Raw genomic sequence first — 14,066 nt, 5'->3', positions numbered from 1 at the left:
AAAGGACAATCGAGTATTCTAGCCTGAAAAGTAATTTTAGATAAGCGGCAAGCTAGTCAGAGTGTCAATACTGTAAGAAAAATAATTATAAGTAGTATTTCAGGGACCAAATGGTACAGTCGTGTACGGATTAACTCGTTTTTCTGGACTCTCTTTTCATGCCGACCAAAAAGAAATTAAGTAAGCACTCTTTAATACTATCGGCCCCACTTCTTCTCTTGAGCGCACTCCTGAATACCGCACAGGCGGGTATTAGCTATCAGTTGCGCCAAGTGCAGGCCAGTTCCGGCGAGAGCGTCAATATTGATGCCATCGTCTATAACGACACAGGCAGCTTGATGAGCTGGACCGCCCCGCAAAACCTGGTTTTGCAGTGGCGCGACAATAACGGCAACGTCATCCGCAGCTTGGCCGAACTGGTTACCGCCCGACCCCGAGCGTCAATCCCTACCAATAACTTCAGCGCTTATAGCTGGCGAGCGGTCGTCCCCAATGGATTGACTGGCCTGCAAGCCGTGAATATTGAGGGGGAGCGTGTGATGCTGGCGCTGGATACCAATCCGGAAGGCCAAAGCCCGATTACCTCGCGCCCCGCAGCCGCGCCTGTTATCAACGCTGGTGCAGGCAGCGATCCGCGTGTGATTGATCCTGAACTGCCTTATGCGCAAGCGGTCGCCGCTGGCGCACGCCCCGAAGGCCCGGCTATTAATAGCGGCGAGGGCTTGCGTCCTGCAAATTCGAGCTTCGAGAACTTCAGCAACGCCATTTCGGCACACGACCCCACTTACTTTATCGGGGGCAATAAGGGCGGCACCAATGCTCGCTTCCAGCTGAGCTTCAAGTATCGCCTGCACTCGCCGTCCGATCCGAGCAACCCGCGCTTCTACGACCACTTCTACATCGGCTATACGCAGACTGCGCTGTGGGATCTGCACGCCGACTCCAAGCCGTTTGTAGACACCACCTACCGACCCAGCTTCTTCTGGCGCAAGGATTTCATCTGGGAATCCGAGCAAAAGCGTCTGTTCATGGGTCTGGCCACTGGTTATGAGCATGCCTCCAACGGTAAGGCCGGAGATGACTCCCGTTCCATGAACGAGGTCTTCATCCAGCCCGAATTCAATTACCGTTTCGATCACGGCGCGACGCTGACCTTTGCCCCGCGCATCAAACACTATGTGTTTATGGGCGAAAACGCAGATTGGGCGCACTACCGTGGCCGTTACGACTGGAAGCTGCGCTACGCCCAGGACAACGGGCTGGTGCTGTCAGGCATGTACAACAAGGGTGCAGGTAGCCGGAATACGCACGAGTTTGCTATTGCCTGGCCACTGAATCGCACGCCGCTGAACATGAATGGCTATATCTATGGCCAGTATTTCTCGGGCTATGCCGAAACCATGTTGGGCTACCGTGATCGTTCTTCGCAATTCCGCATTGGTCTGGCTTTAGTGCCGTAAACCGAGCATCAAAGCAGTCCCCCACCGCGTCGGCTACCCATGCCGGCGCGGGCCATATCATGATCACAGGCCTGGATCAAAAAGCGCTGGAACATAGCCACCAAACCTTGCGGCTCCCGTCCTTTTGGCCATAACAAACCCACCTCGACTGACTCCACCGGATCGCTAATCCCGATGGCGTGGATACGCTTGCCTTCCAGGGACCAGGGTCGGTAAACCATATCGGACAAAATCGTCACACCAAAGCCGTACGCCACCAAACCGCGCACAGCTTCCAGGGAACGCGTCCGCATTGCCACACGCTCAGGAAAATCAGGCAGCCCCCAATGCCGCCTAGCTGCGGTCTCTGCGTCGTCCACCGTCAGAAAAATAAAGGGATAATTGTTGATCTGCTCCAGCATCACACTGGATTCATTTGCCAAGGCATGCTGATCTGACACCCATAAGCGACGACGCGAGCTGCTCAAGCGATGATGCCCATACCTGGCCAGATCGCTAATATTCGACAAAATAGCAACACCCAAATCGATACGTTCGCTTTGCAGAGCCGCCTCCATTTCGGGGCGTTCCATATCCACCAGTTCGATATCGATATTGGGATAACTGTGCTTGAAGCGGCTGATCAGATCGGGTAAGAAATACCCTAAGACGGTATAGCCCGCCGCCACCCGAATCTGCCCCTCGATATTTTGACGTCGCAAATCCGCATGGTTTAGCGCATCGCTGACCGCATCAATCACATGATGGGCATGGTGGAAAAACGCCTGCCCCTGTGGCGTTAATTCCACGCCATGCGGCAAGCGTTCAAACAGCGCCACATTTAGCTGGCGCTCCAAACTTTGCACTGCATTGCTGATGGCCGACTGCGATACGTTCTCCGCCTGGGCCGCAGCAGAGAACTGCCCGCTGACCGCCGCAGCAATGAAATAACGGAACTGTCTCAAGGTCACTTCGTGTTTCATAGCCATCCGTTTTTCAGATATCAGGTACACGTAAATTTGATTTTACGATAACAAAAAGCTGTCCTAGACTAAAGAACAAACTACAACAACTTGCACGAAAACCATCCTTCTTGCAGGAGACAAACTCATGAATGCCCCACTCAACAAACCTTACAAGGCCATGTTGGAATCCGTGTCCCTGGACGACAAATACACTGTCACCAAGGGCCGCGCCTATATGAGCGGCACCCAGGCGCTGGTGCGCTTGCCCATGCTGCAAAAAGAACGCGACCAGCGCGCGGGTTTAAATACGGCAGGCTTCATCTCTGGTTACCGGGGCTCCCCATTAGGGAGCGTAGACCAGGCGTTGTGGCAAGCCAGCAAACACCTGAAAGAACACGACATCGTCTTCAAGCCCGGTCTGAACGAAGACCTGGCAGCCACTGCCGTTTGGGGTAGCCAGCAAACCAATCTCTACCCCAACGCCCGTTTCGATGGCACTTTTGCCATGTGGTACGGCAAAGGCCCTGGCGTGGACCGCTCCATGGACGTGCTCAAGCATGCCAACTCGGCCGGCAGCGCCCGCCACGGCGGTGTGCTGGTACTCGCGGGCGATGACCACGGCGCCAAATCCTCCACCGTCGCCCATCAATCCGATCACGTTTTTGCCGCCGCCGGGATTCCCGTGCTGTATCCGGCCAACGTGCAGGAATACCTGGACTTCGGCCAGCATGGCTGGGCCATGAGCCGCTTCTCCGGTCTGTGGGTGGCCTTGAAGTGCGTCACCGAAGTGGTGGAATCGAACGCCTCTGTGGACCTGGACCCGGACAGCCTGAAAATCGTCCTGCCCGAGATTGAGGACATGCCAGCTGACGGCCTGAATATCCGTTGGCCCGATCCTCCGCTGGCTCAAGAAGCCCGCATGATGAACCACAAGTGGTACGCGGCTTTGGCCTATGTGCGTGCTAATAAGCTGAACCGTGTCGAGATTGACTCCGAACAGGCGCGCTTTGGCATCATGACAGCCGGTAAAGCCTATCTGGACACCCGTCAGGCATTGGCCGATTTGGGCTTGTCCGACGATCTCTGTGCCGAACTCGGTATCCGACTCTTTAAAGTAGGCTGTATTTGGCCACTGGATGGGCAGGACGCCCGCCAGTTTGCTACCGGCCTGTCCGAAATTCTAGTGGTAGAAGAAAAACGTCAGATTCTGGAATACGCACTTAAAGAAGAACTCTATAACTGGCGCGACGATGTACGCCCCAAGGTCTACGGCAAGTTCGACGAGACTGAGCATGGTGGCGGCGAATGGTCCCTGTCGCGCTCGCCTTGGCTGCTGCCCCCTCAAGGTGAACTATCACCCGCTATCATTGCACGCGCCATTGCTCGCCGCCTGGGCACCATGGATATTCCAGACGAGCTGCAAGCCCGTATCCAGGCTCGACTGGCTATTCTGGACGCCAAAGACCGTGAAGCCCGCATGCCACGCGTCAGCGTCGAGCGCAAACCCTGGTTCTGTTCGGGCTGTCCGCACAATACCTCCACCCGCGTGCCTGAAGGCTCCCGCGCCATGGCCGGGATTGGCTGTCACTACATGACCGTCTGGATGGACCGCAGCACCTCCACCTTCAGTCATATGGGTGGCGAAGGGGTGGCCTGGATTGGCCAACAGCCCTTTACCGATGAAAAACACGTGTTCGCCAACCTGGGCGACGGCACCTATTTCCACTCGGGGGTTCTGGCCATTCGCGCCTCGATCGCGGCCAATTCCAATATTACCTACAAGATTCTGTATAACGACGCCGTCGCCATGACAGGCGGCCAGCCGGTAGACGGGATTTTGAAAGTCACCGACGTGATTGCCCAGGTGCACGCCGAAGGCGCCCGCAAGATTGTGGTCGTCACCGACGAACCCGAAAAGTTCAAAGGTCTGAGCCTGGCAGGCAACCCGCCCATCTATCACCGTGATGAGCTGGATCGTGTGCAGCGCGAATTACGCGAAGTACCCGGCACCACCATCCTGGTCTACGACCAGACCTGCGCAACAGAAAAACGCCGTCGTCGCAAAAAAGGCACTTATCCTGACCCCGCCTTGCGCGCCTTTATTAATGACACGGTCTGTGAAGGCTGTGGGGACTGCTCGGTCAAATCCAACTGTTTGTCTGTAGAGCCTTTGGACACCCCTATGGGTTCCAAACGCCGCATCAACCAGTCTTCCTGTAATAAAGACTTTTCCTGCGTCAACGGCTTCTGTCCCAGCTTTGTCACCCTGAAAGGGGCACAGCTACGCAAACCCGAAGCCCAGGGCCGTTCGCTGGAATCGTTCAATCTGGCCGAGTTGCCGCTACCCAAGCTGCCCAACCTGGACAAGACCTACGGCATTCTGATCGCCGGTATCGGCGGTACCGGTGTGGTGACAGTAGGCGGCCTGCTCGGTATGGCAGCCCATATCGAGCAAAAAGGCGTTAGCGTGCTGGATATGGCCGGCCTGGCTCAGAAAGGCGGCGCCGTATTAAGCCACGTGCAAATTGCTCGCCAACCCAATCTGCTGCATGCCACCCGCGTGCCTACCGGCGAAGCCTCTTTGCTAATTGGTAGTGACGCCCTGGTCAGCGCCTCGACCGATGTACTTAGTCGCGTCAGCCGGGACCGCACGCACACCATTATCAATACCGCCGCCAGCCCAACCTCGGATCTGATTGGCAACGCGCACTGGAAGTTCCCGCTGCAAACAGCCTGCACGGATATTGAAAGCGCGGTTGGCCAAGACATCCGCTACCTGGACGCCAATGCGCTGGCCGTACACGTAATGGGCGACGCGCTCTATGCCAACCCCATCTTGCTGGGCTATGCCTTCCAGCGCGGCTGGATTCCCCTGCATATGGACAGCTTGCTGCGCGCCATTGAACTGAACGGCGTGTCCGTTGAGGCCAACCGCAAAGCCTTCCAGTGGGGTCGTCTGGCGGCTGAAAAGGGTCTCGACGCCTTGATGGAAGGTGCTGAACCCAAGGCACGCGCCGTTGCATTCCCTGAAAGCGTGCAATCCCTGACCAAGCGCATGGAAGAGCATCTAAGCGCCTACCAAAACCCCGCCTGGGCCAAGCGCTATCGTGATGCTATCAATACGATCATGGAACGTGAATCCCACTTGGACCAAGACAAGGCTTTGCCTCTAAGCCGCATCGCCGCCACACAACTGGCCAAGCTGATGAGCTACAAGGACGAGTACGAAGTTGCCCGTCTCTATACTGATCCCGCTTTCCTGGACAAGCTGCGTGCTCAGTTTGCAGGTGAGCCTGGCAAGAACTACCAGATCCAATACCATCTGGCTCCGCCCCTGCTAGGTCGCAAAAACAACCAGGGCCAGCCTATCAAGAGCAAGTTCGGTCCATCGACCCACAGCCTGTTCAAGATTCTGGCCGGTCTGCGTGGTTTGCGCGGCACCGCCTTGGACATCTTTGGCTACACCCAGGAGCGCCGCCAGGAGCGTCAGAACATTGAAGACTATCTGGCCGACCTGAATGAAGTCAGCGCACACTTGGATGCGGACAATCTGGAAGTCGCGCAGCGTTGGCTGAACTACCCGGATCTGATCCGTGGCTACGGCCATGTCAAGGAAGCCGGTCACCTCAAAGCCTATGCCCTGCGTGAACAACAACGCAGCCAGTTCCGCTCCCGGACGGAACCCAGCAAACGCGTTGCCTAAAGCTATCGCCAGCCCTGCACACAGGGCTGCCCCCCCCTTTAACTCCTCCTTAACAGCAGGCTGTCTTACTAAGCGGCCTGCTCTTTTTTCGTCTTTAAACGCCGCCTTACCGATTGATCGCTCTCCCCTGGCAGACCTCGCCCGTTTAGCGACATAGTTTGCTCATTAAACTGACATACAATCGTGCAATTCGATGCCAGTGCCACCGTCCGTGGCGCATGGGTCGGCCCAGGACCACATTCTTATGCGCCATCTTGTTTACGCCTTCATTCCCTCTGCCCTGATTTTGCTGACCGCGTTCAGGCTGGCCTTTGCCTTGTGGCAATGGCCACGTGTGCGTCAGGCAGGAGGACTGTTTCCTATCTTGATCGGCGGTTTGCGAATTGACGCTTTGATCATTGCTGCCTTGAGCGCACCAGTTATCCTGCTGGCCCCCTGGCTGGGGCATTTCCCGGTGATGACAACGGTAGCGGCCATCTGGTTTACCTTCGCCTGGTTCTTGCTGACCCTGCTGGAAGTCTCCACGCCCCAATTCATTATTGAATACGACACTCGCCCGAACCGGCTTTATGTGGACTATCTGAAGCACCCCCAGGAAGTCATGGGCATGCTCTGGAAAGGCTACAAACTGATGATCGGTATCGCCCTGATCGGGCTGGGGCTGATTGTGTATTCAGGCTGGTCTATTTTTGGGCATATCGCCCCCGATCCCGTCATGAGCTGGTGGCTGCGTCCGATCTGGATGCTGGTCGGCGCGGCCTTGTGCGCCCTGGCGATACGCGGCACCTTGGCACACCGCCCCATCAACCCTTCATCGGTGGCCTGGAGCAGCGACAGCATGCTCAATACCCTGCCCTTGAACTCGCTGTACAACGTAGCCTACGCCATCTACAGCATGAAAAACGAGCGCTCGGCCGAAGACATTTATGGCGGTATGGACACCGCAGAAATGAACCAGATCGTGCGTGATGCGGCGTCCCTACCAGCCGGGCCTGATAATCTGCCCACGTTGCACCACCAGACTCCCAAGCAGCAACGCCCGCGCAAACCCAATCTGGTGCTGATTGTGGAAGAAAGCCTGGGTGCGCAATATGTGAGCAATCTGGGTGGTGCGAACCTGACGCCAGAGCTGGACAAACTGGCTCAAACTGGCTGGAACTTCCGCCGCGCCTACGCCACAGGCACCCGTTCAGTCCGGGGTCTGGAAGCGGTTTCTGCCGGTTTCCCGCCCACGGTTGCCGATGCCGTCCTGCGCCTGCCCGGCTCCCAAACCCGCTTTTTCACCTTGGCCCAATTGCTCAAAGAACAAGGCTACCGCTCACGCTTTATTTATGGCGGCGAGGCCCACTTTGACAATATGAAAAGCTTTTTCCTGGGCAATGGCTTTGATGAGTTGCACGAGCAGTCCAGCTTTGAGTCTCCCGAATTTGTCGGCACCTGGGGTGCCAGCGACGAGGATATGTTCAACAAGCTGCATCAACTGCTTAGCCAGGACACCGAACAACCCACCCTGACGCTGGCTTTTTCCGTCAGCAATCACTCGCCCTGGGAATACCCGGCTGGCCGTATCCAGGTTGAAGGCGACCCAGCCACTGTTGAAAATACCGTGCGTTATGCCGACTGGGCCATTGGCGACTTTTTCAAAAAAGCCCGTGAGTCCAACTACTGGGACAACACCGTATTTTTGATTGTGGCCGATCACGATTCACGCGTAGGCGGTGCCAATCTGGTGCCCTTGCGACACTTCCACATCCCCGCCCTGATTCTGGGTGCCGGCGTTCCCAGCCGCCAGGACGAACGCATCGTCAGCCAGATCGACATGGCTCCCACCTTGCTGTCCCTCATGGGTATTGAAAGCGAGCACCCCATGATCGGGCGCGACCTGACCCAGCAAGACAGCGACCGGGCCATGATGCAGTACTTTGAAAACTACGGTTATCTGAAAGGCGACATCCTGACGGTACTGATGCCACACCAGCCCCCTTTCCAATACCGCTATACCGCACCAGACAAGTACGAAGCACTGGAACAGATTGACGAAGCACTGGCCAAAGAAGCCCTGGCCCACGTGCTGTGGCCTAGCTGGGCCTACCACGAACAGGCTTACACTCTGCCCCACCTACAAAAACGTTAAATCTGGATGGGTAGTGCTTGACGGAGTCAGAAATACGTTCTATCATGCTTGTCTTTAGTCGGGGCGTAGCGCAGCCTGGTAGCGCATCTGGTTTGGGACCAGAGGGTCGTAGGTTCGAATCCTATCGCCCCGACCATTAAAGAATTAAAGGCTTAGTTCATTACACAGTGAACTAAGCCTTTTTCTTTGCTCGTTCGTCGGGCATGGCTTGTTTTGCTTGCTAACGAATTGCAGCCATCAGCGGGCTACATTCTATAGACCTGCCTCGTCAGGCTGAGCTTGGAACTTATATCTCCGCTTCCAGCGACATCAGATTGCAGCCTTAATTGCGTTATGCTTTAAGCGCAAAATATCATCGGGAATCAGAGATGAGCCATTCAAAAATCCTGGGCTTGAGCGCACTCTCCTTGCTGCTATGCCTTCTGACCCTACCAACCCTGTTTTTGATTCTGCCGGTATTCCTGTTCCCATTGCTTGCCTGCTTGATCAGCACCTACGTCTATCGACGGGGTCTACGCGGTCAACAACGCGGTTTCGGTATTCGGGCAATCGCCTTACTTCCTTTCCCGCTTGCCCTACTGACTTTTGGCTTTTGCATGCTGCTGATTCAGCAGGGCTATCAGGCCTAAAGCCCCAGCCCTGCCTTCACAAGCAAAACAATGATTAGTTCAGATCAAAGTATTGGTGGTCTTTAGGCCGCTGGGCAGCGACCTCTTTTGCACTGACTTTGTCGCTGAACTCATTGCCAAAGTTAGAGCGTACATAATTGACGACTTCGGCAATCTGTTCGTCATTTAACACGCCCCCCAGCCCGGGCATCCCTTTATTGCCTTGGGTCACCATAAACACCGCATACGCGGGCGCTCCCAACTTAGGGTTCTTGGACAGGGACGGATAGGTTCCAGCTCCCTGCGCCCCCTTGCCATCGACCATGTGGCAAGAAGCACAGACCTGCTCATACAGATCCTTGCCCGTTTTCTGAGTAAAGACCTGCGTGTCCCCCCCCACTACCGCCGTATCGGCATAGCTGACGGTCAGAAACCCCGAGGCCAGCAAGGCAGCTAAAGATCGCATCATCATGACTAGGCTCCTTTGGAATCGGCTTGCTGATTACCAACAATATGGCTGTGCAAACGGCTAATAGCATTCAGGGAGGACAAAATCGCCCCTTCCTGCCAGGCGTTGATATAGGAAGCGTGCTCCCCAGCCAACACCATCCGCCCGTCGATCTGGCACAGATTGTCGTAGTGCGCCTTGCGGGTTTGATCCGTCCACATGCCATAGCAGCCCAAGGTCCACGGAACCCGATGCCAGGCCACCGCCACCCCATTTTCAAACTCATCCTTATATTGCGGGTGAATCTGCGCTCCATACTGAACAGCGTGCTTGACCCGGTCCTCCGGACTAAGCGAAGACCATTCAGTTGCGCTGGGCCCAAACATATAGCCACCCAGCAAAACCCCCTTGCCGCCTGCATTCATTCCGCCGCTGGGGTAAGAGATTTGAGTAATGGGCAAATCGGTATAGCTGATCCCACCATAAATGGCTTCGTCGTCTTCCCAGAAGCGCCGCTTAAACTGCAGCCCGATTTTCACCGAAGGGGCATAGGGAACGGCATCAATAGCCGCCCGCATTTCCTTGCTGGCATCCACATCAATCTGGCTCAAAATCGACAAAGGGATAGTGCAAACACACCAGTCTGCCGTTTCCGTGTGTTCCCCTCCCTTAACGTGGTCGGTGTAGCTCACCGTCACTTTGCCGTCACCCTGTTTGATGGCCGTAACCTTGGCATTGAAGGTAAACAGGCCCTCCAGCTCTTTGCCAAAGGCCACCCCGATCTGATCCATCCCTCCTACAGGCTGGAACATGGTCTGCTGAAACTCGTATAAATCGTGAATGCCCATATTGTGCCAAACACTGGAGCGCACAATATCGCTAAGAGCCAGGGGCTCGGAGAAAGTCGGCTCGGCATTCAGGCCACCGCCCGCATCGCGCTCAAAACCACGCACCTCTGAGCTGGCATGGCCTTTTACATAAGCCATGTTCTTGTCCAGCGCTCCCCAGCTACGCAGGGCCTCCAGCAGCTTTTCCTGATCTTCTTTGGAGATAGGCGCATCCAGTGCCTGGGTATTAATGGCCTTGGACAGGAGTTCGGCAACCTGCCCCTGAAAGTCCGCGTGAATATGGCGAAAGCGCTGAGGCTTGCCATCAAAACTCTTGCTGCTGTGCAGGTAGGCGTTGTAGTTGTACTGGACAAACGGCTCCAGTCGGACTTTGAGCCGCTTGCAGTAGTCCATCAGGGCTCTGTGGTGAAAAGGGATACGCCACGGGCCAGGGTTGATGTATTGATCCTTATCGAACTTCACATCCTGCTTGGCACCGCCCAGCTCAGTAAAACTGTCCCCGCCATGCAAAGACCAGTTTCGACCCCCTACTTTTTCCCGATATTCCAGAATTTTGACTTTATAGCCTGCGTTGCGCAGTTCTAAAGCGGCAACCATCCCGGCCAAGCCTGCCCCCAGAATCACAACAGAGGTTCCTGGCTTGGGCTTACCTTCAAGACGAATAGGGCCGTCGTAGCTCCCTTCCGCCGCATGGCCCAGACGCATCATGGCCTGATACATCGCCGCGCCACCTGCGGCATACCCGACCATGGTCAGGAAATGTCGCCGTGTCAGTATTCCACCCTGTGAAACTTGGCTCATCGTGCTTTCTCCTTTGGGAAAAGTGATGAGCAGCATTCGCCCCCAACGTCTTTGCCAACTCCCGGTGCATAAATGCTACTCGTATGGAAAACAACAAAGAACACAATGCCGTGTTATCAGCTTGTATCTCAACTATAAGCACCTAAAATGTTTAAGCCCAAGACAAGAAACACATCTTTACAGCCCTGAAAATCAGCTGACTTCGGATGCGCCTTTGTCGCACTACTTTTACAAGGGCATTTGCTTGCCAAGTTGATCGCCACAGGATATAATTTTTTGCTTAGTCGGGGCGTAGCGCAGCCTGGTAGCGCATCTGGTTTGGGACCAGAGGGTCGTAGGTTCGAATCCTATCGCCCCGACCAAAAAATTCAAAAGCCTTGCAGAGCAATCTGCAAGGCTTTTTTGTTTGGCCGGCTTAGTTACCCGACACTACCAGCACCAACAAGCACAACTACAACGCTTAACTCTGGCTTGGGTTTGGGCTCGCGCCGACCGAATCAGGCAAACCAAAAATAGAATCAAACGCCCAGTTATACAGAAAAGCGAAGATCGGGAAGAAGGCCAGCAACACTGCCTCCATCAGGAACGCCTTCCACAAACTGACCTCCAGCCACCAGGCAATCAGCGGGATCAGCAAAGACACCAGCACGAGCTGAAAACCGGCTACATGCAGTATCCGGTGCCAAAAGGTGCGCGCCTGAATCTGACGACGACGCTCCCAGGCTTCAAACAACATGTTGTAGAACAAGTTTACGGACACCGCGCAGGTGCTGATCATAAAGGACAGCACCCCGCTCTCCATCGCCCCCGCCCCGCTCAAGTGCCCTAATACGGTTGCCGCGACCAGCATGCCCAACAGTTCAAACATGCCTACATAGGCAACTCTTCTTTTCCATCCCTGCACAATAAATATCCTTGATCAAAACATCAGAAAGGATGATTATCCGCAGTACAGCTTTTAGAAAAAGTCAGATTCCATCAGTTTTACTTATGGTTTAGTCATGCTTACTAGCGATCATCTCGAACTACTGCTGGCCGTGGTCGAACACGGCTCTTTCTCCGCCGCTGCGCGGGCCTTGCGGCGTACTCAATCTGCCGTCAGCATGGCCGTGGCCAATCTGGAGGCGGAGCTTGATCTGACACTCTTTGATCGAAGTCGACGCGAGCCCGTCCCCAGCGCCGAGCTGCTGGCCATGTTGCCGGATGCCAAACTGATCGCCAGTCGCTTGCAAGGTCTGCGCCTGCATTTACAAGAACTGTCAGGCGGGTTGGAAAGCCACTTACGGCTAGGGATCGTGTGCGACGTAGACTCCCAACCAGCCTTAATCGCCCTGCAAACTCTTGAGCAACGCTACCCCGGTCTAGATATAGAACTGCGAACCGCACCGCAAGACAGCCTGATCGATGCCTTGAAAAAACGCGAGCTGGATCTGTGCATCGCCTATGGCGGGCTGGAACTGGAAAGCGTGGGGATTGTGCAGTCGCTGTGGACCGAGACCATCAGCGCCGTGGCCGCGCCCGGCCATCCCTTGCTACAAGACAGCCCTAGGCCACTCGAAGATTTGAAAGCCTACCGGCAGATTGTGATTAGCAGCCCCGGCCTTGATACCAGTAAAGACCGCTCCATGCTGAGCCTGCGGCAGTGGAAGACAGACAGCTTGCCATTGACGCTGGAGCTGGTGGAGCGAGGGCTGGGCTGGGCGAATCTGCCCCTGTCTTGCCTGGGCCCCGCGCTGGAGGCGGGCCGCTTACGCCGTATTCAGTTCTCTACAGGCAGCAATGGCCTGGACTTGCCGATTTATCTGCTGCAATCCAAGGGCCAGGAGGCGGGTAAAGCCCAGGCCCTCTTCAGACAGGCCCTGTACGACGAACTGAATACGCGTATTCAAGCTACTCCGGCACGGTGACATTGGCCTGGCCACTATCGGCCAGAAACTGCGCCACCATGCCTGCTTTTTTCTGATGGGCAATAAAAGCCTCTAGCCAGGCGTGGGCCAGCGTGCGCTCCGAAGGCACCGCCATTGCCTGACGAATCACGGTAAAACTGTCTGGCAAGACACGCAAGCCACTACGCGAGCTGGCATAACGCTCCAGCGGCTGACGCACACCCGCTGCGGCATCCAGTTCTTCTTCCACAAACAGATCAATAGCGGCGGCAGAAGTTGTGGCACGCACCAGATCGGCATGTCGCAACGTGCGACTTAAAAACAGGTCATATGCCGCGCCTTTGCCCACGGCAATGCACACCCCTTGCTGATCCAGCTCATCAACCGTTTGGAAGGCAGAGTCGGCACGCAGCAGATACGTACCTTCAATATGGACATAGGCCTCAGTAAAACGGATTTTCTCCGCGCGCTTGGGATCGATCGCCAGAAAAGCCAGATCCCACTCGTGCTTGTAGACGCCCTCCACTACTGCCTGGGCCGCATCGTAGGCATGAAACTGCACACTTAAACCCAGCTCCTGCGCGACGCTGCGCGCCAGGTCCGCCGATACTCCCCGGGGCGACTGCTCATTGCTGCCGCGCTGGGCAAGAACGGGATTACCGTAATTCATGGCAACACGCAAAACCCCGGTGGGGGCCAGTTCTGCTGCAAGCACCTGTTTCTGTGTCATGTAAATGCTCCGTCATACTTTTAAGAACCCGTTCTTCTACAATAACGCACCTTCCTGTCCCAAACATAATGGAGCGCCTGTATGTCTCGCGATGATCTTGGAAAACTCTTGCTTCGTGTCACGGTCGGTGTGTTGATCCTGCTACACGGCATCGCCAAGATACGTTACGGCATCGGAGGGATCGAAAGAATGCTGATTGCCAACAATATGCCCGGCTTTCTGGCCTGGGGCGTATACATAGGCGAAGTCATTGCACCTGTCTTAATGATTCTGGGTTTTTACGCCCGCGCCGGCGGTTTAATTGTAGCCATGAACATGGTCATAGCCCTGTTGCTGGCCCACAGCAACCAGATTGGCAGCTTTAATGCCCAAGGCATTTGGGCGCTGGAGCTACAAGGCATGTTCCTGATCGGAGCGCTCACCGTAGGTCTGATTGGTGCGGGGCGCTACAGCTTGGGTGGGGAAAGCGGCCCCTGGAACTAGGCACACCCTTTCCAGAAGTTA

General features: G+C 55.6%; 11 protein-coding genes and 2 tRNA genes. 8 read left to right on the top strand and 5 right to left on the bottom strand.

The annotated features are described in order from the left end of the window. Positions 1-218 precede the first annotated feature (218 nt). A complete protein-coding gene (locus IE156_RS08140; protein ID WP_229841111.1) occupies positions 219-1,460 on the top strand; it encodes a phospholipase A in 1,242 nt (413 codons plus the stop codon). Positions 1,461-1,468: 8 nt separating this feature from the next. On the opposite strand, the gene IE156_RS08135 is transcribed toward IE156_RS08140, so the two are convergent. Next, positions 1,469-2,422 (bottom strand): LysR family transcriptional regulator, encoded by a 954-nt coding sequence (locus tag IE156_RS08135; protein WP_373296510.1) that lies wholly within the window; start codon positions 2,420-2,422, stop codon positions 1,469-1,471. A 127-nt stretch (positions 2,423-2,549) separates the two neighbouring features. Here IE156_RS08135 and IE156_RS08130 point away from each other — a divergent pair, with 127 nt between their 5' ends. From IE156_RS08130 to IE156_RS08115, 4 genes are all read left to right on the top strand, one after another. After that, positions 2,550-6,107 carry an indolepyruvate ferredoxin oxidoreductase family protein gene (locus IE156_RS08130; RefSeq protein WP_189392016.1) on the top strand — a complete coding sequence of 1,186 codons (3,558 nt, stop codon included), beginning with the start codon at positions 2,550-2,552 and terminating at the stop codon, positions 6,105-6,107. A gap of 244 nt (positions 6,108-6,351) precedes the next feature. Then, complete coding sequence (locus tag IE156_RS08125) at positions 6,352-8,241, top strand: LTA synthase family protein (protein WP_189392015.1); 1,890 nt, start codon at positions 6,352-6,354, stop codon at positions 8,239-8,241. A gap of 59 nt (positions 8,242-8,300) precedes the next feature. After that, positions 8,301-8,377: transfer RNA gene (locus tag IE156_RS08120), tRNA-Pro, on the top strand. Between the two features lie 232 nt (positions 8,378-8,609). Then, positions 8,610-8,870 carry a hypothetical protein gene (locus tag IE156_RS08115; RefSeq protein WP_189392014.1) on the top strand — a complete coding sequence of 87 codons (261 nt, stop codon included), beginning with the start codon at positions 8,610-8,612 and terminating at the stop codon, positions 8,868-8,870. Between the two features lie 34 nt (positions 8,871-8,904). On the opposite strand, the gene IE156_RS08110 is transcribed toward IE156_RS08115, so the two are convergent. Both IE156_RS08110 and IE156_RS08105 read right to left on the bottom strand, forming a co-directional pair. Beyond that, the gene (locus IE156_RS08110) at positions 8,905-9,321 is read right to left on the bottom strand and encodes a c-type cytochrome (protein WP_189392013.1); all 417 of its coding nucleotides are present in this window, start codon (positions 9,319-9,321) and stop codon (positions 8,905-8,907) included. A 2-nt stretch (positions 9,322-9,323) separates the two neighbouring features. Continuing rightward, positions 9,324-10,946 (bottom strand): flavin monoamine oxidase family protein, encoded by a 1,623-nt coding sequence (locus IE156_RS08105; RefSeq protein ID WP_189392012.1) that lies wholly within the window; start codon positions 10,944-10,946, stop codon positions 9,324-9,326. Positions 10,947-11,231: 285 nt separating this feature from the next. Between IE156_RS08105 and IE156_RS08100 the strand changes: the two genes are divergently transcribed. Then, positions 11,232-11,308 (top strand) — tRNA-Pro (locus IE156_RS08100). 98 nt (positions 11,309-11,406) lie between these two features. On the opposite strand, the gene IE156_RS08095 is transcribed toward IE156_RS08100, so the two are convergent. After that, the gene (locus IE156_RS08095; protein ID WP_189392011.1) at positions 11,407-11,850 is read right to left on the bottom strand and encodes a PACE efflux transporter; all 444 of its coding nucleotides are present in this window, start codon (positions 11,848-11,850) and stop codon (positions 11,407-11,409) included. A 97-nt stretch (positions 11,851-11,947) separates the two neighbouring features. On the opposite strand from IE156_RS08095, the gene IE156_RS08090 reads away from it, so the two are divergent. After that, a complete protein-coding gene (locus IE156_RS08090; RefSeq protein ID WP_189392010.1) occupies positions 11,948-12,853 on the top strand; it encodes a LysR family transcriptional regulator in 906 nt (301 codons plus the stop codon). On the opposite strand, the gene IE156_RS08085 is transcribed toward IE156_RS08090, so the two are convergent. Beyond that, positions 12,837-13,562, bottom strand: coding sequence for a transporter substrate-binding domain-containing protein (locus IE156_RS08085; RefSeq protein WP_189392009.1), 726 nt, complete (start codon positions 13,560-13,562; stop codon positions 12,837-12,839). The genes IE156_RS08090 and IE156_RS08085 overlap by 17 nt on opposite strands. Before the next feature lie 81 nt (positions 13,563-13,643). Between IE156_RS08085 and IE156_RS08080 the strand changes: the two genes are divergently transcribed. Continuing rightward, the gene (locus IE156_RS08080) at positions 13,644-14,045 is read left to right on the top strand and encodes a DoxX family protein (RefSeq protein ID WP_189392008.1); all 402 of its coding nucleotides are present in this window, start codon (positions 13,644-13,646) and stop codon (positions 14,043-14,045) included. Positions 14,046-14,066: the final 21 nt, after the last annotated feature.

This window comes from Alcaligenes pakistanensis (assembly GCF_014652815.1).
GTDB lineage: Bacteria > Pseudomonadota > Gammaproteobacteria > Burkholderiales > Burkholderiaceae_B > Alcaligenes > Alcaligenes pakistanensis.
The sequence above is the reverse complement of the archived record's forward strand: the minus strand, read 5'-3'. Positions and strand labels throughout refer to the sequence as shown.